The organism is Thermogemmatispora argillosa (genome assembly GCF_059696725.1).
Map to the genome: position 1 here is coordinate 4,783,286 of NZ_AP019377.1, position 24,296 is coordinate 4,807,581.

A 24,296-nucleotide genomic window follows, 5' to 3' on the forward strand; every position below is an offset into this window, starting at 1 on the left:
GTGACTTTTGCCTTGCCTGCAACGGTTAGTTGAGGAGTTTGGGCCTTGAGTAGTTTGAAGCGGTTTGAGCGTCAGCCGGTCGATAGTCAGCGTCAGAAAGAGCTAGTCGCTGGCCCGGCTCTTGAAGAGGTTGGCTCAGCAGAACAGGGAGCTGTCCCTGCTCCTACTCAGGGGCGGCTGCCGAGACGAGATCGCAGGCCGTCTCGTGGGCAGGTGCTGGAGTGGGTGGCCTACGGAGTGGTGCTGGTAGTGGCGGCGGTGCTGCGGTTCTGGGACCTGGGAGCGCGTCCCTTGCACCACGATGAGAGTCTCCACGCTTACTTCTCCCTCCAGCTGATGCTGAATATTTTGAGTTATCATTATGACCCGCTCTTGCATGGGCCATTTCAGTTTCATGCGATGGCCCTGGTGTACAAGCTGGCGCAGTTGGTAGGGGTGCCGGACCAGGGGGTGAATACAACCACGGTCCGGCTGCTGGCGGCGACATTGGGCACGGTGCTGGTGGGGCTGCCCTATCTGCTGAGGCGCTCGTTGGGGAGGGTGGCAGCGTGGCTGGCGACGGTGCTGCTGGCGGTCTCGCCGAGCCTGGTGTACTACTCGCGGTTTGCGCGAGAGGATATCTACATGGCGTGCTTTACGCTGCTGCTGGTGGTGGGGCTGGTGAGGTATGTGCAGGAGAGGAAACTAGGGTGGTTGTTAGTAGGGGTGTTGGGGTTGGGGCTGTCGTATGCGACGAAGGAGGCGACGTTTTTGACGCTGGCGGTGGTGGGCAGCTATGGGCTGGGGGTAGTGGTATGGGAGATAGGGAGTCGGTGGGAGCTGAGGGAGAGGGTGAAGGGAGAGCCGCGCTGGCTGCCGAAGAGCTGGGCCCCACTGCTCCTGCTGGCCTATGCGCTCGTTGCTGCCCTCTTTGCCAGGTGGCTTCTTGGCTGGCTGCATAATCTCTCTTTCTATATTGCTGCTCATCAGCGTGCTGCTGACGATTTTGTGGCTGTGCTGAAGGATGATACGGCTCTGGTGGTGCCCTGGCTAGGGGTGGCTTTGGGCCTGGTGGTGTTGGTGATCTTGCTGCGGGAGATGTTCATGGGCGAGGCCGCGGCAGTGACCCCACGCTGGGGATGGCGCCAGCGGCTTGCTTGCTGGGTGGATGAGAAGAGGCAGCCGGTGCTGGCGACGCTGGTGAGGATGCCTTGGACCCATTGGTTCTTTGCTCTCCTGCTCTTCTGGGCGGTCTTTCTGGTCTTGTTCACGGTCCTCTTTACAAATGTGCGGGCTGGTATTGGTGATGGCATTTGGGGAGGCCTGTACTATTGGATTGAGCAGATTGCGGTCGCGCGTGGAGGGCAGCCGTGGTACTACTATCTGTTGCTGATCCCGCTGTATGAGCAGGTGGGGGTAGTCTTTGGGGTAGTAGGGATCGTGCGCTGTCTGGTGAGGCCGACGCGGCTGCGGCTGTGGTTGGTGTACTGGTGTGTGGGGAACCTGGTGCTGTATTCGTGGGCGGCGGAGAAGATGCCGTGGCTGGCGATCCATATCACGCTGCCGTTGATGCTGTTGGCGGGGCTGGGGTTGGAGCCGGCGGTGCGGGTGGTGCTGAGGTGGGGGCAGGAAGGCTGGAGGAGCTGGCGGGAGAGGAGGAAGGAGCGGGAGGCCGTGGGAGCGGAGGAGGGAGAGAGGGGGAGGGAGAAGTGGCCCGAGAGGGGGAGAGGGAAACAGGTGGGAGCGGTGGGAACGGTGCTGGTGGGGGTTCTGTTGCTGGTGCCGACGGTGCACAATATGTACGAGGTGACGTATGTGCATGCGGCGGATGCGCCGCATGAGATGCTGATCTATGTGCAGACGACGACGGATGTCAACACGGTGATGGCCAAGATCGACGAGCTGGATCACCGGCTCTATGGCGGTCGCCATCAGCTCCCCATCGGCGTGATGAATGATGCCGTCTGGCCTTTTATCTGGTATCTGCGGGACTATCCTCATGCTTGCTATAATTACCCTGCAGATTGCCCTAATCCCAGCAGCTACCCGGTCATTATTGCCGGAGGTGACAACCTCTATCTAGCTGAGAGCCAGTATGCTGATACGGCCACGCATACGGGGGCCTATCTTTTCCATCAGTATCATATGCGTACCTGGTGGGATGAGGGCTATAAACCGCCGCCCTGTCTACCGAGTAAAGCCAACAATAACTGTGCGGGGCAACAAACCTGGGGTGGCGTTGGGCCGTTGCTGTGGCTGAGCTATGGGGACAATCCGCCGCCGGGAGCGCATTTCAATCCAGTGCTGGCGGCAGAGCGCATCTGGGCCTGGTGGTGGCAGCGTCAGCCCTTTGGCGCGACCGATGGCGCTTACGATATGGGGCTGTTCATTAAAAAGGGCCTGGGGGTCGCTCCCTGAGCGGCAACCTTGCTGCTGGTCTTGTGATGGAGTGATAGACGAGGCCAGTCGCAGCGAAGATAGAACCGGGCAGGATCAACTTTTGACTACACTGTGGAAGGAGACCTCACTTGGACTTGAATGGAGAGCATGCGCGATCTCCTGCTGAGGAGTTTGCTGAAGCGCCCTCATCTGGGTCTCAGCAGCTACCCGCTGAGGTTCAAGGGCAGGAGGATACGCCTGTAAGCACGCAGGAAGCCATGCAGTCTGCCGAAGCAGGTCAGGATGACCAGTCTCTCTCTCAGGCTCGTGGTGATACTGGACGTGAAGAGACCAGTCTCAAGGCCAGGATGCGGACCATAAGCCGCGGGCAAGTGCTGGAGTGGGTGGCCTACGGAGTGGTGCTGGTGGTGGCGGCGGTGCTGCGGTTCTGGGACCTGGGAGCGCGTCCCTTGCACCACGATGAGAGTCTCCACGCTTACTTCTCCCTCCAGCTGATGAATCAGCTGGCCAATTGGGAGCATTGCTTTGCCTTCGGTGATTGCTACCACTATGACCCGCTCTTGCATGGGCCATTTCAGTTTCATGCGATGGCCCTGGTGTACAAGCTGGCGCAGTTGGTAGGGGTGCCGGACCAGGGGGTGAATACAACCACGGTCCGGCTGCTGGCGGCGACATTGGGCACGGTGCTGGTGGGGCTGCCCTATCTGCTGAGGCGCTCGTTGGGGAGGGTGGCAGCGTGGCTGGCGACGGTGCTGCTGGCGGTCTCGCCGAGCCTGGTGTACTACTCGCGGTTTGCGCGAGAGGATATCTACATGGCGTGCTTTACGCTGCTGCTGGTGGTGGGGCTGGTGAGGTATGTGCAGGAGAGGAAACTAGGGTGGTTGTTAGTGGGGGTGTTGGGGTTGGGGCTGTCGTATGCGACGAAGGAAGCGACGTTTTTGACGCTGGCGGTGGTGGGCAGCTATGGGCTGGGGGTAGTGGTATGGGAGATAGGGAGTCGGTGGGAGCTGAGGGAGAGGGTGAAGGGAGAGCCGCGCTGGCTGCCGAAGAGCTGGGCCCCACTGCTCCTGCTGGCCTATGTTCTCATCGGCGGCGGAATGGCCCTGCTGCTCTTCCGCTGGCTCCATAATCTCTCACTCTACATCACGGCTCATCAGCAAACGTCAGATGCCTTCGTGGCTGCTCTGAAGGATCGCACCGTTCAGGTCATCCCCTGGTTAGGGATCGCTCTGGGCCTGGTGGTGTTAGTGATCTTGCTGCGGGAGATGTTCATGGGCGAGACCACGACCGAGGCTGCAGAGCAAGAGCAGCGGCGAGGCCTCGCGCGTTGGGTGGATGAGAAGAGGCAGCCGGTGCTGGCGACGCTGGTGAGGATGCCTTGGACCCATTGGTTCTTTGCTCTCCTGCTCTTCTGGGTCATTTTCCTGGTCTTGTTCACGGTCCTCTTCACCAATATCAGAGGGGGTATTGGTGATGGCATTTGGGCAGGTATCTACTACTGGCTTGAGCAGCAGCAAGTCGCGCGTGGAGGGCAGCCGTGGTACTACTATCTGTTGCTGATCCCGCTGTATGAGCAGGTGGGGGTAGTCTTTGGGGTAGTAGGGATCGTGCGCTGTCTGGTGAGGCCGACGCGGCTGCGGCTGTGGTTGGTGTACTGGTGTGTGGGGAACCTGGTGCTGTATTCGTGGGCGGCGGAGAAGATGCCGTGGCTGGCGATCCATATCACGCTGCCGTTGATGCTGTTGGCGGGGCTGGGGTTGGAGCCGGCGGTGCAGGTGGTGCTGAGGTGGGGGCAGGAAGGCTGGAGGAGCTGGCGGGAGAGGAGGAAGGAGCGGGAGGCCGTGGGAGCGGAGGAGGGAGAGAGGGGGAGGGAGAAGTGGCCCGAGAGGGGGAGAGGGAAACTGGTGGGAGCGGTGGGAACGGTGCTGGTGGGGGTTCTGTTGCTGGTGCCGACGGTGCACAATATGTACGAGGTGACGTATGTGCATGCGGCGGATGCGCCGCATGAGATGCTGATCTATGTACAGACGACGACGGATGTCAACACGGTGATGGCCAAGATCGACGAGCTGGATCGCCGGCTCTATGGCGGTCGCCATCAGCTCCCTATCGGCCTCACTGACGATGCAACCTGGCCCCTGATCTGGTACCTGCGGGACTATCCCAATGTCTGTCTTGAATACCCCAATGGCTGCCCGGCAACAGCCAAAAACATCCCTGTCATCATTGCCGGTGGCGACAGCATCGCCAATGGTTTCCAGCAGCAATACGCAGGTCCCAATGGCGACTATCTCTATCACCAATATCAAATGCGATCCTGGTGGGATCAGGGCTACATGCCTCCGCCCTGCATTCCCAGCGCAAAGCAGCAGTGTGGTCCACCAGCCCCCTATGTTGGAGTAGGGCCGTTGCTGTGGCTGAGCTATGGGGACAATCCGCCGCCGGGAGCGCATTTCAATCCAGTGCTGGCGGCAGAACGCATCTGGGCCTGGTGGTGGCAGCGCCAACCCATAGGAGAGAACGCAGGCTATTACCCAATGGCCCTGCTCATCCGTAAGGGTCTGGGGGTAACTCCTTAAGCAGTCGGTCACGCTCAGTCCAACCGGAAACCACCCAGACGGAGCATCTTCTCCGTCTGGGTGGTGAAGGAAGCAGCGCGCTGCTCTATGCTCAAGCTACCGACTGAGACTTACGAGCAGTGCGGGAAGAGTTTCAAACAAAGCCCCGTTCCCTCAGAAAGCGTACTAACTCGCGAGCTAGCTCCTCGGGAGGGCCTTCGACCAGGCGAACCTGTCGCCTGGCGGTGCCGCCAGTGATGATCTCTCCAATGCGCTCGAAAGGGCTAAGCTGGCTATTGGGAATAGGGATGCGATGAGGACGAGGGCGGGGCGTACGAACCTCCACGATGGTCGTCTCGTCTGCCTCGGGATCTGCCACGAACCCTGGCAGATCCAGGGGATTGCACACAGCAATCGTGGCCTGCAAGGCAGCCAGATGAGCGGGCAGCGAAGGATAACGTGGCTCATTGAGCGTTTCATGCGTGGTTAGCAGCAGAGGAGGCTCAGCGCGCAGTCGCTCGCGATAGCCGCGTTCTAAGCGACGAGTCACCTGCAAAACAAGCCGCCCGGCGTCCTGATGCGCCTCCAGTCCTATCACCCCGGTGATTTGGGGCAAGCCCAGATAGGCCGCCAGCGCGGGACCTACTGTCCCGGAAGCCCAGTCGCTGCTTTCCTCCCCGCAGAAGATCACGTCGGGCAAGGAAGAATCAACGCGCAGGCGAGCCGCCAGGGCGGCTGCGATCGTCAGCGGCCCCCAATTGACAGCATGTGGATGCCAGAGGCGCTCAACGGTATCAGCTCCCATTGCCAGAGCGACGCGCAGCACCTCTTCGCTCTCGCTTGGCCCCAGCGTCAGCGCAAAGACCGAGCCTCCTAGCTGTTCCTTCAAACGGAGTGCAGCCTCCAGCGCACAGGCATCAGCAGCGTTCAAGGTTTGTACAAAGCGTTCGGTATCAACCTCTCCACTAATGGGATCGACATACACTGAACTGCTATCGGGAGCCTGTTTCAGGCAGACAGCGACGCGCATGGTCTCTCCTTCGTTGTTGATCCTTCCTTGTGATCAGACCCAGCTCGATCAAGAAGGCCTGCTTACGAAGCCCGGAAGCTGACTCCCCAGCCTCCCCGTGGATAATCCCACTCGATGGCCTTCCGCTCGCAGGCAACATAGCAGGTGCCACACTCCAGACAATGCTCGTAGGAAAAGTGCATCTCGCCACCGAGAATCTCAAACAACCCTGCAGGACATACATAGACACAAGGAGTTAAATCGCACCCCCTACAAGCTTCAGTATTGACGCGAATATGAGGTGTTTTATCGACTTTGAAGCGCACTAGCTCCAGGAGCTCTTCGATGGGTTGGGTTGCCACAGGATCAGAAGCGATCGGTTGCATGATAGTTTGTACTCCTATGTCCCCTAAGCGCGCAAAAGCGTAAGGCCAGCATCTTCAGAGACGATGCTCACTCAGAAGAAGAGAGCGCGCCCAGCCTGCCACCCATCGCGCAGGAGGGTCCAAAGCGAGACCTTGCCGCGCAACGTTCTCAGAATTGTCGATCCTAGCTTCTTACGCGGCTTACCTTCCGAGCGAAAGACCTGCTCAGCAGCCTGACACAACAATTCAGGATAGAGGTTCTGGAGTCGCTCATTGTTCACGAAAGCAGGCGTTAGCCTGAAGCGTTGCAGATCCTGCAAGACAAAGGACTGTTCCAGGCGCTTCTGATAGCCTGCCAGACTTGCCGCGGAGAAATCGCCATGCTGATGGGCCTCCAGAGCCGTTTCAGCGGCAGCCAGACCCGACGCAACAGCGAAGTTCATGCCTTCCAAGAAGATGCCAGCGGCGAAGACCAGAGCGGCGGCATCGCCGGCCACCAGCAAGCCGGCGCGAGACAGGCGGGGTACAAGCTGCCAACCTCCCTCGGGAATCATATGGGCCGAGTACTCCAAGGTCACGCCATCCCGGACCAGCGGAGCGACCGCCGGATGCTGCTTGAAGCGATCAAGCAGCTCATACGGTTTGACTCGATGTTGAGCAAGGGAAGCGATCTGAACAATAATACCAAGCGAAAGCGTTTCCCGGTTGGTGTACAGAAAGGCTCCGCCTTTGACGATACCCGTAGCCTCACCCACATACTCGCTCGCCATGCCCTCATCGCCAGTCAGATTGAAACGCTCCTCGATCGTACGCGCGCCGAGACGCAGCACCTCCTTGACGCCCAGGCTCATTTCTTCTGCAGAAAACTCCCGCTGCAAGCCAGCCTTTTTGGCCAGGAAAGAGTTAGCACCATCAGCGGCGATGACCACGGGAGCATAGAGGGCGCCATTCTCGCGCCGACACTGTACCCCTACAACTCGCTCTCCCTCGTAGAGCAGATCATCGACTACGGTCGAAGTAATGAGCAAAGCACCGGCCTCAACTGCCTTACCGGCCAACCAGCGGTCAAATTTGGGACGCAGCAGCGTCACCCCATTGTAAGGAGGAGCGGCAAAATGGCGACTACGGAAATCGAGCGAGAGAGCGGCTTCCTTCCCCAGAAAGGTCAAGACTCGGCGGGTGACATAGCGTTCGAAAGGGGCCTCTTCCCAGAAAGTGGGGAGCAATTCGGCCAGCAGGCCAGGAGCGTAGAAGACAGCCCCAGAGACATTTTTGGCACCTGGGTACTCACCACGCTCGATCAACGCTACGCGCAAACCAGCGCGCGCGAGCACCAATGCTGCGCTACTGCCCGCTGGCCCAGCGCCCACGACAATTACATCAAATTGCTGCTTCTGCTGCTGCACATACATCGCTTTGTCTCAGCTTTCGTTATCATCCAGAACCGCTGCTATGCGCTCGCCCGGTGCCAGCGGAGCGCGCTCAAGCGCTCCGCCTCCGCGCTGCACTGCTCATAGCGACCTTGCCAGCCAGCCAGCCAGCGCCGGGGAAGGTGAGAGAGCTGAGGGAATGCTGGCCTGAGCCAAATCAGACGGGGTAGCACTCCAGACTAATTCACCCCGTCTCGCCTTCGCGCGGTCCAGCTTCCCTCTCATTCCCTGCCATGACAGCGGCCTAGGAATGCAGCAGAACGATCTTCCCTGTGACCTCGCCGGCTGCCAAAAGTCGATGCGCCTCGGCCACCTCACTGATCGGCATGACACGGGCGATGATCGGCGTCACCGCCTTTTCAGCGATCAGCTGCAGGATGCGCTGCTCATTCGCGGGAGACGTGCGCAGAGTGCCTCCTCCGATGACAGTCACTCGCTTCAGGCGCCAGGACTGCGTATCAACGGTAGACTGTTGACCGCCCAGGTTACCAATCAACACCACTCGCCCATCGTTCACGCAGGCATCGATGCTATCCTGAAGCGTAGTGCCGACGAGTTCGATAACCAGGTTAACGCCGTGGGCGTTACGCACCACCTGACCGACCTTCTCCTCACGATAGTTGACGATCATATCAGCTCCCAGGCGGCGTAGCGCCTCGGACTTCTCCGCGTTACTGGCGGTCGTAGTGACCCAAGCTCCGATGTGCCTGGCAAACTGAATGGCCCAGGTGCCGACACCGCTCGCTCCCGCCCACACAAGCACACGCTCGCCTGCCTTGAGATTGCCCAGATCAAACAGAGCGGCCCAGGCTGTTGAAGCTGCTAGACCTGCTGCTGCCGCCTGCTCGAAAGAGACATCAGCGGGAATGCGCACGAGATGAGACGCGGGTACCGCAATCCGGCTGGCATAGCCACCCCCGCCGCGAGCCTCCGGCGCCCGCGTGGTGAGCACGCGCTCACCCGCCTTAAAGCCATTGCTGTCCGCAACTACTACACCCGCTGCCTCTAGACCTGGCGTATAAGGCAAGTTCGGGACCGGCCTGCTGCCCGCCCGCTGAAAAAGGTCTAGACGGTTCACCGTCGTCGCCTTCACATCGACGAGGACCTCATCTGCGGCGGGAACAGGGTCCGGGACGTCGCGCAGTTCCAAAACTTCGGGTCCGCCGTAACGAGCAAATTGCACAGCTTTCATGGCAATGTCTCTTGCTCCTCGCTTCTCGTGAATCGTCAGGATATGTTGCTCCTGGCAGATATCATTGTATCCATTCTATGTGACGGGTGGCAAAGCCAGAGAAAAGAGGATCAGCCAACCGCCGGTCAATGAGGAACAGACAGATAGGCAGGCATGGAAAAGCCATCGGCTAAGCTGTTCAGGCTTCAGGCACCTACTGGCTCTTCTTGCAGGAGCTGGATGGCCCGCCGGAGAATCTCTCTGGCATCCCCCAGGAGTCCGAGATCAGCCAAGGCAAAGATCGGCGCATTGCGATCAGGGTTAATGGCAATAATAGTCTGGGCCTCCCGAATGCCACTGGTGTGTTGAGCTGCGCCCGAAATACCGCAGGCAATGTAGAGTCTTGGACTGACGCTTTTGCCGGTCGCCCCGATTTGGCGCTCCGGCTCAATCCAGCCACGATCAGTAGCGACGCGACTGGCTCCGACGGCAGCCCCCACCAGACGGGCAAAAGTCGCGATCTCGGCAAAGCCTTCGCGACCAACTCCCCGACCTCCAGCGACAATTTTCTCGGCTGCCTCAAGCTCTACTTCCTCTGCTGCCGGAGCCTCGATCCCGATGTGCTGCAGACGCGAGCGTTGCTCTTCAACTGGCAGGGAGGGCCGATAGAGGATCTTCTCCGGCAAGGGCCTTCTCTGTTGAGAGCTTGAGGCTGGTGGCGTGCCCCGTGTGCCTGGGGCAAAGGTGACCAGCGCAGGCCGCCTCTGCAGCCGTGTGCGAGTCTGCACATAAGCCCGCCCCCCATAAAGTGCCCGCAAGCTCAAAAGCGCGTTTTGCTCCAAAGAGAAACCCAGACAACGCGCCACAAAGGGTAAGCCGAGCTGCGCCGCCAGACGGGGGGCCCAGTCCTGGCCATTGGCAGTGGCACTGGTTACGATCAGTGTCGGAGTGCGCTCTCTGATCAACCAGCTCAACGCTGCTACATAGCTCTCGGTTGTGTAGCGCTCCAGGGCAGGGTGCTCCAAGATATAGAGGCGCTCAGGCACGATGGTCCTGAAAAAGGCTTCGGGGCTCTCTTCTGCTGAGGAAAGGTGCGGGGCACGCAACTGCACCGCACACAGTTGCAAGCTCCCTGCCTGTTGGTTGACGACTTCTTGCGCCTCAGCGAGCACTTCCTGATTATACTCAGGGGGCAGACCCTCTTGTTCCTGTAACACAACCCAGAGTTCAGCCAAGCTCTCACCTCACATGAGCGCCGCTTCATCTGCAGCACTTCAAACTAGATTCATTAGTAGATGATCGTCATCCAGATCGGGGGATCTAGAGCCGGCCCCTGGCCCTGAGCACCTGGGTCACGAGTACAAACATCGCATGCGACCAGCCGAGGGGCATAATCCAGCAGGGTTGGCCATCCTGGCGGCTGATCTGCTCGGGGAGCAAATCGAGAGCAGTGCGATGATCAACGGCCCACCGATAGAGCTGCTCGGCTGCGTCTAAATCGCCGGCCAGAGCCTCATACCAGGCCAGCCAGAGAGTGCATAGTATCCAGGGATTGCCGCCGCGGTAGCTATCTCCCTGATAGCGCAGGATGCCGCCAACAGGACTACGCAGCCGCTCGGCGATCGCGCGGGCAGTGGCCTGTACTCTTGGGTCTGTAGGGGCAAAGACGCCAAAGGGAACGGCCAGACCCAGGATAGAGATATCGAGCGTTGGATCTGCGCGGCGTGCGCGCCAGCGTCGACCTCTGATCTCAATAGCCATCTCATCGGCAGCCAAGGGGGCCATGTCCTCGCTCTCAAGCGGTGCCACTTTCAAGCGACCGCCACGCAGGAAGTGCCCTGCGGAAGCGCTCCACAGGTGCTGCTCGATCGCCTGTTTTAAGCGAGCGGCGGTCTCCTGCCAGCGCTGGGCCTCGGCCTCCTGTCCCAGTAGGGAGGCCAGACGAGCGAGCGCAGTGAAGCCGGCCCAGGTCGTGGCACAAGCATAGGTGCTAATGCCATCGAACTCCTCCCACAGATCCTTAGTGACTGGGGCCAGGCCTGTTTCCGCGTCAAGCTCGCGCAGCATATAGTCGCCGGCCCGCCTCAGCGCTGGCCAGACCGAGCGAGCGTACTCCACATCACCTGTGAGATCGATGTGCTGACCCACAGCCCAGACAACAATACCGATCTCATCGAATTGGATCAAGCCCCAGGTCGGTGCCAGATTCCCACGGGTATCGTAACGCTGGTACCAACAGCCAGAAGCTTCCTGGGTCCGTAAAGCCCAATCAAAGAAGGCGCGAGCACGCTCGTGCTCTCCGGCCACATCGAGAGCATGGGCATTATACGCGCCGTCGCGTGGCCAGCACATTCCGTAGCCCCCACTGGAACGAAAGGTCGGGTCCATCTCTGGGGCGGCAAGAATCGCTCCTGTCTCGCGATCGCTCAGCAAATGAAGCACTAATAGAGATCGCTCATAAAGATGTTTAATATCGTCATTAATGACATTGAGAGTAAATCGCGCGCAATGCTGCCGCCAGTAGGTAAGCGTCTCCTCAAGTAACTGACTGCTCTTATCTCGCTGCTGAGAGAGGAGCGTACGCGTGGCCTCTAGCGTGCGACCGAAAGAGAAGAGCAAAGCACCGCTGCAGCTCGCCCCTGGTGCCAGCTCACCAATGGCATGGCGAAGAACCGCTGCCACCTGACCAACGGCGAACTCCTGGCGGCTATAGCGCTGCTCGGCGGCCATCTCGAAGACAACATCGACAACGCCGGGACGGCTCTGCTCACAGGCAAAATCGGCTACGGGCCAGTTACTGCCCAGAGTCAGATAGCGATCAGCATGGAAAAAGGTCAGCAGCTCCGTCTCAGGATCGTACCAGGCGCAGTTGCCTGCTGGGCGCAAATCGATATCAACTGCAGCATAAGTGACTAGACTGCAGCGCAGAGGAGCCTGACCTCGATTCGTCAAGCTTAGCTGGATCACAAGCAGGTCGTGCTCAGGGTGGACAGCAAGCTGCCGCTCAACAACTAAGCCCAGATCAGGCCGCTCCGAGCGCGCGCTGACCACGGGACTGGCGGGCACATAGCCCAGCTCGTGCGACCAGCCTTCTTCTGCCAGCCAACTCACAGACGTTGCGCCATCCTCACGCTCGACCTGTACTCCCTGCAGCAGAGAACGTAGATGCGGTCCGCCGTCAATATGTGGATAGAAGCATTGTACGGGAGTGGCCGTCTCATCCAGGCAAACCAGCACTCTGCCATTGCCGAGGAGCGCGCTATAGAGCCAGGCCAGGCTCAAGGCCCGTTCTGGCGGAAGTGGCGGCACACTAGCACGCCGGGCAGGTGGCTCTGTCAAATAGTTGGCGTTGATGCCAGCACTGAGCTGGGCGGCAAGATCGGAGGAAGGCAAGCCGCCAGAGGTGGGAACTTGCCCCCCCTGCTCTTCTGGTGAGAAGGAAGAACGCTCAACAGACATACCTACTCCACAAGCAACATTTGGCCTAGCGTGACCCGCCACACTGGCTGAGGGCCAGCCTCTGCCGAGCAGGAGACAACCAGGCGAAATCTGGGCCCCTGGCGCCCTCGCTGAGTTCAGCGCGGCGGATTTCCCTGTATTGTAGCATCCAGAGCGAAATCGGCAAGCCTCAGAGCCTTCTTGGTCCAGCAGACACCGCGAGAGCAAGGCAAGACAGGGCTTGCCTTAGCTGCCGTCGACGGGCGAGAGGCCCTCAAGAGTCAGCGCCCGCCCGATGCGTTCGCCATCGAGGATGGCATGTTCGACCCTCCGTGGCGCCAGGCAGTCCCCTATTCGATAGAGCCGGGCCACCCGCCCCTTAAGGCGCAGATAGAGAGCGTCGTCAGCAACCTGGGGCGCCACCACCACTACTAAAGCCAGATCGTCGATAGTGCGGGCCTGGCCCGTATAGTTATTGACAATCGTCGCTCCTCCAGGCTGTAAGGCTGCCAGATAATGGTGAGGAGTAAAGACGGCGCCGTGAGCCAGCATGCGACGATACCACAGCTCGATATCCAGCGTCACGCTAAGGTCGCCTCCTACGTAGAACTGCGGTGTGACCACCTCGACCTGACAGCCACGCTCGGCTAACAGCTCGGCTACGCTTGTCGCCTGGTGGAAGCCAACTTGATCATAGACCAGAACGCGCTGACCGGCTGCCGCTGTCTTCTCTCCCATCAGCACTTGCCAGACGTTGGCCACATGGGGAAGATCGCCGCCGGGCACCGGAACCGGCCCGGGCCGTGAGCCGGTGGCGATGATTACCGCATCTGCTTGCTCTCCCAGAACCAAATCGGCATCGACCTCGGTGCCTGTGATGACCTCAACCCCTACCTCGGCCAGCTCGCGCTGAAGATTACGCGCGGCATCGCCAAATTCTACACGGCCAGGCACGCGCACAATAAGATTGATCTGGCCTCCGGTCTCAGACTGGCGCTCATACAGGCGGACCAGGCCCCCGCGCTGGGCCAGAACCTTAGCCGCCTGCATACCGGCTGGTCCGCCGCCGACCACCAGGATGCGCGGGCGACGAGCACCGCTCCGCCATGAGGGCCGGGCAGGTAGAGGTCGAAAGCGTAACTCGTTGCCTGTCGCCGGTGTCTGGATGCAGCCTAGACTCAGATTCAGGCCCATGCGTCCGATGCAATACTGGTTGCAAGAGATACAGAGGCGGATGCTCTCGCTATGTCCCTCGCGCGCTTTGCGGGCAAAAGCAGGATCGCAGATCTGACCGCGCACGACGTCAACCATGTCCGCTAATCCCTCGCGCAGAATCCGCTCTGCCTGGACAGGGTCCTTGATACGTCCCGTGCAGAAAACGGGGAGCTGCACCACCTCACGCAGGCCTGCCGAAACGAAGAGCTGATAGCCGGGCGGCGTGTGCATCGATCCCTCAACCATATAGAGATTATGGAATTCGCCGATGCTGGTATTAATGAAATCAAGCTGCCCAGTAGCCTCCAAGCGGAGGGCAATCTCACGCACATCGGCGAACGTCAGCCCCCCGGGAATCAGCTCATCGCCGCACAAACGAATCCCCAGCGGGAAGTCGCGACCAACCTCGGCCCGGATCGCCTCAATAACTTCCAGCACGAAGCGCAGACGGTTCTCCAATGAACCACCGTAGGCATCCTGGCGCCGATTATAGTACGGAGAGAGAAATTGACGAATCAGAGAACTATGCGAGGCTTGCAATTCGGCCCCATCGAAACCGCCCTCGCGTACATGACGAGCCACCAGAGCGTAGCCGCGCACGATCTCGGCGATCTCTTCCGGCTCGATCTCCTTGCACATCTCGCGGTGGATAGGATCGACCAACGGCGAAGGGCCGAGTACAGGGCGGCGCGAGTAGATACTACTCGCTTGCATGCCGTTATGATTGAGCTGAGCGAAGATGCGCGTTCCATACTCGTGGACGGCACGCGTTAGACGGCGGTAAGCGGGAACTACCCGGGGATCGAAGCCGTGGATCAATTTCTGATAGGCCCAGTCGCTAGGGTGTACCGATTGCTCCTCTGTAATAATCAACCCGCAACCGCCACGGGCGCGCTCGACATAGTAGGCGGTCAAGCGCGGACCAGGCTGATTCTCCTCAGCCAGATTGGTCAAATGGGCGGCGAAGACGATGCGATTCGGAACCACGACTGTGCCGATGCGCAACGGCGTAAACAGATACTGAAACTGGCCTGCCATTGGCGGACCCTCCTGCTCTGCTCGGGCGCCTGCTAACGCTCAGGCCCATAAGCCTGCCTGGCGCCCCTCTGCGATCGCCTGCTCAATCCGGCGGGGCGCCACACAGTCGCCGGCCCGGCGCAGACGAGCGAGGCGCCCTTTCAAGGCAAAGTAGAGATCCTGATCGGGCTGCTCATAGACTCCCAGCACGACCATATCTGCGGGCAATGCACGCTCACCCAGGGCAAAGCGGTCGCGCACGATCACCTGTCCAGGCTCGATGCGCACAACACTTGTATGAGTGGTCAGAACCGCCCCGCGTGGCAGCACCCGCCCTAGCCAGGCCGGCAGATCGTAGGTGGCAACCAAGTCGCGCCCGACATACCAGTCTTCAGTGACAATCTCGATCTGCCAACCTTCTTCCGCCAGCAGCTCCGCTACCGAGAGGACCCCATGCGAGGCCGTCTCATCGATCACGACAGCCCGTCGAGCGTTCCCATGTACTCGCTCGCCGCGCAGGATACGGCGCACATCCAAGACGTGTGGAAGATCATGTCCAGGGATCGGTAGCAGACCCTGGCCCGCCTTGGCTCCTGTAGCCACCAGCACGGCACCCGGACGCTGCTCCAGCAGCCAGGCGGCATTGACGGCCCTTCCCATCTGTAGCTCCACACCGAGGCGCTCGCATTCCTGTACCAGGTAGTCGATAATACGGCGCAGGGAGGCGCGTCCTGGGGCCTGGGCGGCCAGCCTCACCGCTCCGCCTGGCTCCGACTCGCGCTCGAAGAGCACAACTCTACGTCCGCGCAAAGCGGCAGTCCGCGCTGCCTCCAATCCTGCTGGCCCAGCTCCCACAATAACAAAGGCTTCGCTCAGCGATAGCTGATTGACTGGAGAAAACTGACTCGGATGATGGGCGGGTGGCTCGTGTTCGCTTAGCAAGGAGGCGGGCGCTGGCCAGGGATGGAGCACGTCGGGATTGACGTTGCAGCTCAGGGCTGCGTTGAGCAGACCCCGCACCTGGCAGCCCTGGTTACAGGCCAGGCAAGGGCGTACACGCTCCGCCTTGCCTGCCTGAGCCAGGCGGGGCAGGGCGGGATCAGCGATCAAAGGCCGGATCATTTCCACGCCATCCGCTTGGCCGGCTGCTATAATAGCCTCCGCTTGCCCGGCATCCATAATGCGACCGGCGGCAAAAACGGGGATAGAGACGGCCTCTTTCACGGCTGCCGCCAGCTCTACCGCATAGCCGGGGGCCACATGCATTGAGGCGTGGAAGGGAAACAGATGGGTGCTCAGAATGCTCCCTTGCGTCACGGTCAGATAGTGGACCCGGCCTGTTTCTGCCAGGCGGCGTGCAATCTCAATCCCTTGCTCTGGAGTAATACCGGCCCAGGGGGCCAGCTCATCGACGCAGAGGCGCACTCCGAGGACATAATTGCCTCCCAGGACGGCAGCCACGGCCTCGATGGTCTCCTGGAGGAAGCGCAGGCGATTCTCTAGTGATCCACCATAGGCGTCGCTGCGCTGGTTAGTCAACGGTGAGAGAAACTGACGTAACAGTGAGCGATCGGAGACCTGCAACTCTACCCCGTCGGCCTCACCGCGCACGGCATGGCGAGCAACCAGCGCGAAACCCTCGACCACGGCGCGAATGTCCTCCAGCTCCATCGCCTTGGGAACCTCGCGAGTAGCTACATCGGGTACGGCCGAGGGGGCCCACAGCTCACGCTGGTGATGATCGCTCACGCCTTGCTGACCATTGTGGTTCAGCTGAACAAGCGTCAGCGCCCCTGCAGCGCGCAGGCGAGCGCTCACCCGGGACAAGGCTGCCGGGGTCTCAGGCAAATAGCCGAGCAGCGCGGCCTCATAGGGAAGGTCAGAGGGATGGACGATGTGCTCCTCTAGCACGATGGTGCCTACGCCGCCTTCAGCTCGACTCGCGTAGTAGTCGCCGTGCTGCTCGCTGAGCAAATGATGGCGGGCAAAGTTTGTCGTATGGCTCCCGAAAATCAGGCGATTGCGCGCTTCACGCGGCCCAATACTGAGAGGTTGAAACAGTTTCGTATCCATGCTCATCATGGCCTAGGGCGGCTTTGCCTCCAGCGGCGGTGCCAGTGCCGCCCATATTCACTGACACGAGAGCAATCGGTTGAGTCTCTCAAGCTGGTAGCTCAGATCACCAGGTCTAGATCCAATGAGTGGCCTAGGCCCAACGTACCAGGCCCATGTCATGCTTTCCGGCTAACAGCGGATGATTAGGCAGCACACGCACGCCATAGACCAGGCTGCCGCTCTCTTCCGGTTGGAGGCGGGCTTCATAGCGATAAGAGCCATCCTGTTCCTGATGCCGATACTGCATAGGAATAGCTCGCTGGCTGGTGACCTGCTCACCGTCGCTGCTCTCGCCGTAGACTAGCTCGACCAGGAGATCATCTGGTGTAATCTCTTGTGCGCGGACCCAGGCACGCACCTCAATGCTTTCACCTAGACTGAGCTGACCCTCACGCCGTCCCTCGACGTAGAGCGCCAGGCTATCCCAGTGTCGCTGAATGCGCTCTTTCCACTGAGCCAGCGCCCGAGCCAGCTCATAGGCGTTCTGTTCAACGCGCTGGCCCTGCTGGATCTGTGGGACATAAAAGCGCGTAGTATATTCTTTCACCATCCGTCGAGTGCTAAAGTGAGGGGCACAGGAGCGGATCGCTTCTTTCATATAGCTTATCCAGCGATGGGGGAGGCCACTATTGGCCAGATCGCGTTCATAGTAGGTAGGGATGATCTCACCCTCTAGCAAGTCATAGAGTGACAGGCTATCAGCTTCATCCTGGATATCGGGATTATGATACTCACGCTCCTCGCCGATAGCCCAGCCGTTGCGCCCGTTATAAGCCTCTGCCCACCAACCATCGAGCACGCTGCAGTTAGGTTGTCCATTCAAAGCGGCCTTCTGACCACTGGTGCCGCTCGCTTCATGAGGGCGGATCGGATTATTCAACCAGAGGTCCGTACCCGCCACCAGATAGCGAGCCATATCGATATCATAGTTTTCAAGGAAGATCACCTTACCGCGGAAATCATCGCTACGCGAGATGCGATAGACCTGCTCGATCAGCGCCTTGCCTGGCTCATCGGCAGGATGAGCCTTACCTGCAAAGATGATCTGCACAGGACGCTCAGGATTATTCATAATCCGCTTCAAGCGCTCCAGGTTGCGGAAGATCAACGTTGCGCGCTTATACGTAGCGAAGCGGCGTGCGAAGCCGATCAACAAAGCATCGGGATCAAGCATGCGCTCAAACTCTGCCATCTGCAGCGGTCCCTCGCCCAGGCGCAGATGTTGCTGCTTCAAGCGACGGCGCACGTAGTCGATCAGCAAGCGCTTCCGCTGCAAATGCACCTGCCATAGCTCCTCATCGGGGATCTCCAGCACGCGATTCCAGAGATCCGGCTCATCGACGTGCTCGGCCCAATCTGGTCCCAGATAGCGCTGAAAGAGAGCATTCATCTCAGGGGCTACCCAAGAGAGGGTATGGATACCATTCGTGATTGAATCGATGGGCACCTCATCGGGGTCAACGCCTGGCCAAAGGAACTGCCACATACGGCGCGAAACAGCCCCATGCAGCTTACTCACCCCATTATGCTGTCCTGTCAGGCGCAGAGCCAGCACGGTCATCCCATAGGTTGGTCCCCAGCCATGATCTTCGCGCGCCACCTCCAGAAACTGCTCGCGCGAAAGGCCGAGCTGTCCCCAGTAGGTATTGAAATACTTATCAATCAAATCGTAGCTGAAAGTATCGTTACCTGCGGGTACTGGGGTGTGCGTTGTAAAGAGAGAGCTAGCGGCCACCACCTCGCGCGCTTCACGAAAAGTCAGGCCACAGGCCACCAACTCGCGACAGCGCTCCAGATTGAGAAAAGCGGCATGGCCTTCATTGATATGCCAGACAGCAGGAGAAATGCCCAAAGCGCGCAGCGCGCGCACTCCTCCGATGCCTAGCACGATTTCCTGAGAAATGCGCATCTCACGGTCGCCGCCGTAGAGGCGAGCCGCCAGCTCACGATCAGCGGGGGCATTCGGCTCAACATCGGTATCCAGCAAATAGAGAGGAATACGGCCTACCTGGACGCGCCACACCTTAGCGTGGATACGTCGCCCCGGCAAATCGACACTAATCAGCACCTCGTTACCATCGGGGCCACAGGCTGGAGTGGCCGGCACCTGAGAGAAGATCAGCTTATCGTAGAAAGCTTCCTGAATACCCTCGCGAGTAATGCTCTGCCGGAAGTAGCCCTGGGGGTAGAGAAAGCCCACTCCCACCAATGGCAGACCCAGATCGCTGGCCTCCTTGCAATGGTCTCCCGCCAGAATGCCCAGGCCGCCGGAGTAAATAGGCAGCGCCTCATGCAGGCCAAACTCAGCCGAGAAATAAGCAATCACGCATTGGGTCAGCTCCGGGTAGGTGCGCGCGAACCAGGTGCTGCCCGGCGCCGGGTGCATATAGCGATCGAATTCCTCCAGCACCCGATCATAGGCCTGCAGATACTGCGGATTATGCGCAGCCTTCTCTAAATACTGTGGCCGCACCTCACTCAGGAAGTGGACAGGATTATGACCAACCGTCTCCCACAGCTCAGGGTCCAGTGTGCTGTACAGTGCGCAGGCTTCGGGGTGCCAGCTCCACCATAGATTATAGGCAAGCTCATAGAGGCGACTAATACGGGCGGGCATGATAGGGAAAACAGTCATGCGTCCGAATACTTTCACGGAAATCAAGCTCCCTTTCTTCGCTTACTGGACTGGCTTCTGGGCGGCGCTTACCACACAGACACAAGCGAGAGGTCAGAGGCTACAATGGCCGGCCTCTCGCCCTAGGGCTAAGCAACAGTCTCTTTCAGGGTACCACAGCCGGCAAGAGGTGCCCCCTGCTGCTTCTGCTTCTTCCTCCTCAGCAAGTGGGTGCTCGCTCTCTCTGCCCAAGGCTGGCAGGCCGGGCTGAACAAAACCTGCCAGCCGCAGACAGGCTCAGCCCTTCCTGCTCTTCTGCTTCTTCTCATTCTCATTATGGCATACCGCATGAGCGCGATGCCTCCTCTTCGCAAAGGGAATGCTTGTCTCGGCCCGGCATCTTCGACTATACTTGGCAATGCTGGGTGACGGCGCGACTGAGCAAGGCGGCAGAGAGCCAGCCGAAGGGCCAGGCCCCTGCCGGCTCAAGCCACTGGCCAGCCTGCCTGTGAGGGACAGATGGTCGACGATTCACTCGCCAATGCCTTGCAGGCGGGTCAGGCGTACGCAGAAGAAGGGAGAGGCGTCGGCATGAAGCGACGGCAGCGTATCCAATCATGGACCTGGAAAATCAGCGGCCTCATCGGGGCGCTCTTTCTGGGGATCGGACTGATCTGGTTGCTAGCCCTGCTCAGACAGCCCCAGAGTGGGCTGAGGCTGGTTATTCCTCACCTGCCAGTGACAAATCAGACCTCGACTGTCCAGCTTCCTGCCCTTTATACCGCCGGCATTATTCTTGGCACTCCCTCACAACCGGCCAGCATTACACAGGAGCAGGCGCTGCTGCTGGCGAGCCACTGGCAGCCAGAGGCGGCCAGCAAAGCCAAAAAGGTGTTGGCACGCTATGTCCTGCTTACCTACATTCCCCACAATGCTAGCCGGCCCCAGATTGAGAAAGTTCCTGCCTGGATGATTATCTACGAGCAGATACCGTTACAGCCAGCCGATGCCTCCGTTGATCCTACACCTTTCCCGCGCTCAAGCTATGACTTCTACCTGTTTCTTGATGCCAAGAGCGGCAAAGTGCTTCTGAGCCTTTGGACCTAGTTCAGGGCGGCCATCTCCACCCAATCCTGGGTTGAAAGGCCCCAGCCAGGCCCGAGCCTTGCTCGTCGTAGGTGTGGCCTCTCCTCTTTCCTCGGCCTATGTATCTTGAATCTTGATCCAGCCGTGGCGCAGGGCATGGACCACTGCCGCAGTACGATCATTCACCGCGAGCTTCTTGAGAATCGAAGTAATATGGTTTTTCACGGTCTGATCGCTGATCTTCAAGGATTTCGCGATCTCCTTATTGCTATTTCCGCGGGCGATATAATCCAGGATCTCAATTTCACGGCTGGAGAGCGGCGAGTAGCTATCTTTGCCGCTGCCCTCATCGGCCCCATCCTGGGCTGCTACAGGTAATTCGCGCAATGACTGCAGCACACGGCTAGCGATCTGAGGTCGGGCGAGCACTTCATCATTGATCAAATACTCGCCGCGATTTACGCGTTGGACAGCCTCAATCAGCTCCTCGGGCGAAATATTGCGGGTGTAGTAGGCGGCGGCGCCCACCTTGATCGATTGAAAAAGGCGCTCCTCGTCTTCAGAGGGAGTGAGGATCACAATAGCCATCTGGGGGGCCAGTTGGCGGAGCTGCCGAGCCAGCTCCAGAGCGTCTATGCTCTTAAGGCCAGCGTCGAGCAAGATCACCTCAGCTCCCGGGTCGCGTGCCAGCGCCAGGATCTCGGCGGGATTAGTGGACTCGCCAACGATGGTACAGTGACCCAAATGCTCCAGCGTGTAATGAATGCCTTCGCGAAACAACGGCTGCTCATCAACGATGATGACACGGATAGTCTCCATACGAACCTCGCAACGAGACAGTCGGTCGGTCGATCGGTCAAGCAAACGGCCCACCTGCAAAGCTGGGCCATTCCAAAGCAGCGGCCTTTCATCCTCAGCAGGAGGAAAGGCCAATTCCCCATTCGGAGAAAAGGAGAAGACAACCAGGTTTCACTGTATTATACACAGAAAACCTTCGATGAACAACAGGCAGGACAAGAATAAAGTTATTTTACATGGGCGGTGGAAGAGACACTGGGAGAAAGAGTTGCTGAAAAAAGGATCGGGCCATCCTGCCAGCCGGAAGAGAAGCAAGCGGCATCTCCTTGCCATCGGAGGAGGGCGAGGCGAGCGAGCGCCGTCAATAAGCTGGACTAGATGCGTTCGAGGCGGCGGAGCGTCGCATTAATAGCGACACGCAGGCATTCGATGACGCCATAGCCGGTGACGGCAACGGCCTCGAAGCTAGGGACGCGATACGGGTTCAAGTACTGTTCAAGCACCGACACTGGCAGAATATCCTGCAAATCGCGCTTATTCCACTGCATCACCAGCGGGAACTCAGCGATATTCTTATTCATGCGGCGCAGCTGCTCCTGAAGCTCATTCCAGCTCTCAATATTCTCCTGCAGCTTACTGGCCTGGGAATCGGCCACGAAGATCACACAATCAGCGCCTTTCAGCACCGAGATCCGCGTCTGCTGGTAGAGCACCTGGCCGGGCACCGTATAGAGCTGGAAACGGATCGAGAAGCCATTGACCTTACCCAGTTCCAACGGCAACAGATCGAAGTAGAGGGTACGCTCTGTCTCGGTATCGATTGAGACCATCTCACCCACATCGCGGGGATCAACTGCCTGATAGATATAGTGCAGGTTGGTAGTCTTGCCGGACAAGCCAATACCGTAGTAGACGAGCTTACAAATGATCTCGCGTTTGGCCATATTAATCAGGGACATAGGTGGTCATTCTCCTCATCCGCTCGCTGGTGTGCCTCGTCATGTCGTGGTAGCGCGTTGTCTCCTCTTCTCTTCTCTTCTCTGCAAGAGGAGGGCACCGTACCTGATGAGTCTCAGCAACAGTTCTCTCGTGTGAAGCAGTACAAAAGGTATTTCCAGAGTTTACCAGGGAGAGCCTGCGTTTCGGCGCAAGACGTCCCACGATGTTGTGCCTTCAGTATACCAGAGTCATCCGTATCTGGCAAGGACTCCCGCTCCACTTTCCTGCCTGTCTCGCTGTGACCGCCTGGCCAGCCAGCCTCTGTGCGGTCCTTAGCGAAAGGAGGGCAGCGGGTGGGGTAGTAGTCCGATGAAGCGATGGCTGAGAGTATCGAACGAAGAGGCTGGCAGTCAGGCCCTAACTAAGCCTGTCACGGCTACCCAGTTGACGAATCCAGGGGAAAGGGCTAGACTAACGGGTGACAGTGACGCTGAAGAAGCTTTCAGGAAGGTTGGGAAAGATGGCTGTACCTGCTCAGACTGAGGTTACCACAGAATTCGAGGTTATCATTGGTCTCGAAGTTCACGCTCAGCTCACTACGCGGAGCAAGATGTTCTGCTCCTGCAGCACCGACTACGCCAATGCGGCCCCCAACACGCATGTCTGCCCCGTCTGCATGGGTATGCCGGGCGTGCTGCCGGTGATCAATCGGGAGGCGGTCGCCTACACTATTATGACGGCCCTCGCGCTCAACTGCAGCATTCCCGAATACTCCAAGTTTGACCGCAAGAACTATCCTTACCCTGATTTGATGAAAGGGTACCAGATTTCTCAGTATGATCTTCCTCTCAGTCGCAATGGCTATGTGCTGATTGAGTGCAATGGGCAGGTGCGGCGCATCGGTATCACCCGCGTTCATCTTGAAGAAGATACGGCCAAGTTGCTGCATCGAGATGGCTACAGCCTCGTTGACGTCAACCGCGCTGGGACGCCGCTGATCGAAATCGTCAGCGAGCCGGACATGCGCAGCCCGGAGGAAGCCCGGCTCTACATGCAGAAGCTGCGCCAAATCCTGGTCTATTTGGGGGTCTCTTCGGGGCGGATGGAGGAGGGTAGCCTGCGCTGTGATGCCAATATCTCGGTTCGTCCCCGTGGCCAGCAGACGCTAGGGGTGAAGACCGAGATTAAGAATATGAATAGCTTCAAAGCCCTGCAGCAGGCCCTGGAGTATGAGGCGCGCCGTCAAATCGAAGTCTTGCGGGCTGGCGGGGCGATTCAGCAAGAGACGCGTGGTTGGGACGAGGCGCGGGGCGTCACAGTGCCCCAGCGTACTAAAGAATATGCCCATGATTATCGTTACTTCCCTGAGCCGGACCTGCCGCCGCTGGTGATCAGCCGCGAGTGGGTTGAGGAGTTGCGGGCGCGCCTGCCAGAGCTGCCCGATGCCCGGCGGCTACGCTATCAGCGTGACTATGGCCTCTCGGCTCAGGATGCCGATATTCTTACAGAAGAGAAAGCCTTGGGCGACTACTTTGATAAGGTAATGGCCCTCTCCTCCCATGTCCAGGATCGCCAGGCCAGGGCGCGTGCGGCCAGTAACTGGCTCCTGAGCGAGGTTGTGCGCCTGCTCCATGCGCATGGTATCGCCCCTGTTGCCTGTCCGTTGAAGCCCGAGGCCCTCGTCAATCTGCTCGACCTCCTTGATCGTCAGCGCATTACTGGTAAGCAAGCCAAGGAGGTGCTGGATGAGGCCTTTGTCAGCGGCGAGCTACCCGAGGCCATCGTGGTACGCAAAGGTATTGAGCCGCCGATTACTGATCCGCAAGCGCTGGAACGCATCATCGTAGAGGTCATCGAGGCAAACCCGAAGATCGTGGCCGATTACCGCTCGGGTAAGACCAACGCCGCTCAGTACCTGGTCGGTCAGATCATGAAGCGCACGCGCGGTCAAGCCAAGGCCGATCTTGTTCAGAAGCTCTTGCGCGCTAAGCTCGACGAGGCTCCCACGGCCTGAAGAGGTCTAGCTGACTGGTGCTGATAGCGGGGCGCTACCTACCGGGCCGAGCCAGTGTCCCTAAGCGGACCAGCCTGGCTGCTCTTGGCCGCTTCGATCGCTGGCCAGCTTGAGCCTGCTCTCAACTGCAACCTACGGACGGAAAAGG

General features: G+C 59.3%; 15 protein-coding genes. 4 read left to right on the top strand and 11 right to left on the bottom strand.

The annotated features are described in order from the left end of the window. The first annotated feature begins 45 nt into the window (after nt 1-45). Both AC6H1L_RS18750 and AC6H1L_RS18755 read left to right on the top strand, forming a co-directional pair. Nucleotides 46-2,397 (top strand): flippase activity-associated protein Agl23, encoded by a 2,352-nt coding sequence (locus tag AC6H1L_RS18750; protein WP_497598984.1) that lies wholly within the window; start codon nt 46-48, stop codon nt 2,395-2,397. Nucleotides 2,398-2,507: 110 nt separating this feature from the next. Then, complete coding sequence (locus tag AC6H1L_RS18755) at nt 2,508-4,958, top strand: flippase activity-associated protein Agl23 (protein ID WP_497598985.1); 2,451 nt, start codon at nt 2,508-2,510, stop codon at nt 4,956-4,958. A gap of 133 nt (nt 4,959-5,091) precedes the next feature. Here the strand turns inward: AC6H1L_RS18755 and AC6H1L_RS18760 are convergent, their stop codons facing one another. From AC6H1L_RS18760 to glgP, 9 genes are all read right to left on the bottom strand, one after another. Then, nucleotides 5,092-5,967: an electron transfer flavoprotein subunit beta/FixA family protein gene (locus AC6H1L_RS18760; RefSeq protein WP_497598986.1), complete on the bottom strand. Its 876-nt coding sequence runs from the start codon at nt 5,965-5,967 to the stop codon at nt 5,092-5,094. Nucleotides 5,968-6,029: 62 nt separating this feature from the next. Continuing rightward, on the bottom strand, nt 6,030-6,332 hold the full coding sequence (locus tag AC6H1L_RS18765) for a ferredoxin family protein (protein ID WP_497598987.1): 303 nt from the start codon (nt 6,330-6,332) through the stop codon (nt 6,030-6,032). 71 nt (nt 6,333-6,403) lie between these two features. Then, a complete protein-coding gene (locus tag AC6H1L_RS18770) occupies nt 6,404-7,723 on the bottom strand; it encodes an FAD-dependent oxidoreductase (protein ID WP_497598988.1) in 1,320 nt (439 codons plus the stop codon). 262 nt (nt 7,724-7,985) lie between these two features. After that, a complete protein-coding gene (locus AC6H1L_RS18775) occupies nt 7,986-8,933 on the bottom strand; it encodes a quinone oxidoreductase family protein (RefSeq protein WP_497598989.1) in 948 nt (315 codons plus the stop codon). Between the two features lie 185 nt (nt 8,934-9,118). Continuing rightward, complete coding sequence (locus AC6H1L_RS18780; protein ID WP_497598990.1) at nt 9,119-10,147, bottom strand: electron transfer flavoprotein subunit alpha/FixB family protein; 1,029 nt, start codon at nt 10,145-10,147, stop codon at nt 9,119-9,121. Nucleotides 10,148-10,232: 85 nt separating this feature from the next. Next, nucleotides 10,233-12,371 (bottom strand): glycoside hydrolase family 15 protein, encoded by a 2,139-nt coding sequence (locus AC6H1L_RS18785; protein WP_497598991.1) that lies wholly within the window; start codon nt 12,369-12,371, stop codon nt 10,233-10,235. A gap of 225 nt (nt 12,372-12,596) precedes the next feature. Next, nucleotides 12,597-14,603, bottom strand: a complete 2,007-nt coding sequence (locus tag AC6H1L_RS18790) for a mycofactocin system FadH/OYE family oxidoreductase 2 (RefSeq protein WP_497598992.1) — start codon at nt 14,601-14,603, stop codon at nt 12,597-12,599. Nucleotides 14,604-14,642: 39 nt separating this feature from the next. Next, on the bottom strand, nt 14,643-16,655 hold the full coding sequence (locus tag AC6H1L_RS18795) for an oxidoreductase (RefSeq protein WP_497598993.1): 2,013 nt from the start codon (nt 16,653-16,655) through the stop codon (nt 14,643-14,645). A 133-nt stretch (nt 16,656-16,788) separates the two neighbouring features. Further along, the gene (glgP, locus tag AC6H1L_RS18800; protein ID WP_497601568.1) at nt 16,789-19,332 is read right to left on the bottom strand and encodes an alpha-glucan family phosphorylase; all 2,544 of its coding nucleotides are present in this window, start codon (nt 19,330-19,332) and stop codon (nt 16,789-16,791) included. Nucleotides 19,333-19,902: 570 nt separating this feature from the next. Between glgP and AC6H1L_RS18805 the strand changes: the two genes are divergently transcribed. Continuing rightward, the gene (locus AC6H1L_RS18805; protein ID WP_497598994.1) at nt 19,903-20,418 is read left to right on the top strand and encodes a hypothetical protein; all 516 of its coding nucleotides are present in this window, start codon (nt 19,903-19,905) and stop codon (nt 20,416-20,418) included. Nucleotides 20,419-20,514: 96 nt separating this feature from the next. Here AC6H1L_RS18805 and AC6H1L_RS18810 read toward each other — a convergent pair whose 3' ends face one another. Then, complete coding sequence (locus tag AC6H1L_RS18810) at nt 20,515-21,216, bottom strand: LuxR C-terminal-related transcriptional regulator (RefSeq protein ID WP_497598995.1); 702 nt, start codon at nt 21,214-21,216, stop codon at nt 20,515-20,517. Between the two features lie 353 nt (nt 21,217-21,569). Continuing rightward, the gene (locus tag AC6H1L_RS18815) at nt 21,570-22,154 is read right to left on the bottom strand and encodes a GTP-binding protein (protein ID WP_322481196.1); all 585 of its coding nucleotides are present in this window, start codon (nt 22,152-22,154) and stop codon (nt 21,570-21,572) included. A 500-nt stretch (nt 22,155-22,654) separates the two neighbouring features. Here AC6H1L_RS18815 and gatB point away from each other — a divergent pair, with 500 nt between their 5' ends. After that, the gene (gene gatB / locus AC6H1L_RS18820) at nt 22,655-24,148 is read left to right on the top strand and encodes an Asp-tRNA(Asn)/Glu-tRNA(Gln) amidotransferase subunit GatB (protein ID WP_497598996.1); all 1,494 of its coding nucleotides are present in this window, start codon (nt 22,655-22,657) and stop codon (nt 24,146-24,148) included. The last annotated feature ends 148 nt before the right edge of the window (nt 24,149-24,296 follow it).